We start from the raw sequence: 1,202 nt of genomic DNA, 5'->3' as shown, positions 1-1,202 counted from the left end.
ATTCCGGCTTTCTCAATCGCCAAAAAGAGGAACCGGATGCAGGACACCCAGGGTAAGGTTATCGCCGCGCTGATGGAACAGCTCATCCAGACCGGCCCGGAGGGCATGGCCGAAGCGTTCACCGCGCTCTTCAATCTCGCGATGCGGATGGAGCGCGACCAGCACCTCGGCGCCGGCCGTTACGAGCGCAGCAACGCGCGCCAGGGCTACGCCAACGGCTACAAGCCGAAGAAAGTCGACACGCCCGCCGGCACCGTCACCGTGCAGGTGCCCAAGAGCCGGGGCTGCGACGAGCCGTTCTTCCCGCAGTCCCTGGAGCGGGGGCGCCGCTCCTCGCGCGCCATCATGCTGGCGATCGCCGAGATGTACGTCCAGGGCGTCTCCACCCGCGACGCCGCCAAGGTGATGAAGGAATTCGGGCTGGAAAGCCTGTCATCAACGCAGGTGAGCCGCGCCGCCGCCCTGCTGGACGACGAACTGGAGGCCTGGCGCACGCGCCGGCTCGACCCGGTGACATACCTGATCCTCGATGCCCGGTACGAGAAGGTCCGCGACGGCGGCATTGTCCGCGACGCGGCCATCCTGTCGGCCATCGGCGTGGCGCCCGACGGCCGGCGGCGCCTTCTCGGTGTTTCGGCGGCCCTGTCCGAGGCCGAGGTCCACTGGCGCGATTTCCTGAACGACCTCGTGGACCGCGGCCTGCGCGGCGTGGACTTCATCGTCAGCGACGACCATGCCGGCCTGCGGGCGGCGCGCCGGGCCGTCCTGCCCGGCGCCACATGGCAGCGCTGCCAGTTCCACCTGGCCCGGAACGCCATCCACCACGCCCCGACGCTCGCCATCCGCAAGCGCATCGGCGAGGAGCTGCGCGCCGTCTGGAACGCCAGGGACCTGCAGGCCGCCGAGGCCGAGCGGGCCGCCCTGGCCGAGAGCTACCGCAAGGCCGCGCCGAGGCTCGCCGAGTGGATGGAGGCGAACGTCCCCGAGGGACTCGCCGTCTTCACCCTGCCGAAGGCGCACCGCCGCCGCATGCGCACGTCGAACCCGATCGAGCGGGCCGTTCAGCAGGAGATCAAGCGCCGGACCAAGAAGGTCCGCGTCTTTCCCAACGAGGCCTCGCTGCTGCGCCTCGTCACCGCCGTCCTCGCCGAGATCGACGAGGACTGGGCCACCACCGACCGCGTCTACATCAACATGGAAAA

Annotated in this window: 1 protein-coding gene; it reads left to right on the top strand. The window is 69.6% G+C overall.

Annotated features, from left to right (window positions below):
• Positions 1–36: 36 nt before the first annotated feature.
• Positions 37–1,202, top strand: a 1,166-nt coding sequence (locus GGD89_RS19640) for an IS256 family transposase (protein WP_184049246.1), incomplete at its 3' end; no start/stop codon positions are given.

Source organism: Roseospira visakhapatnamensis, assembly GCF_014197915.1.
In the GTDB taxonomy this organism is placed as follows: Bacteria; Pseudomonadota; Alphaproteobacteria; order Rhodospirillales; family Rhodospirillaceae; genus Rhodospira; species Rhodospira visakhapatnamensis.
The sequence above is the reverse complement of the archived record's forward strand: the minus strand, read 5'-3'. Positions and strand labels throughout refer to the sequence as shown.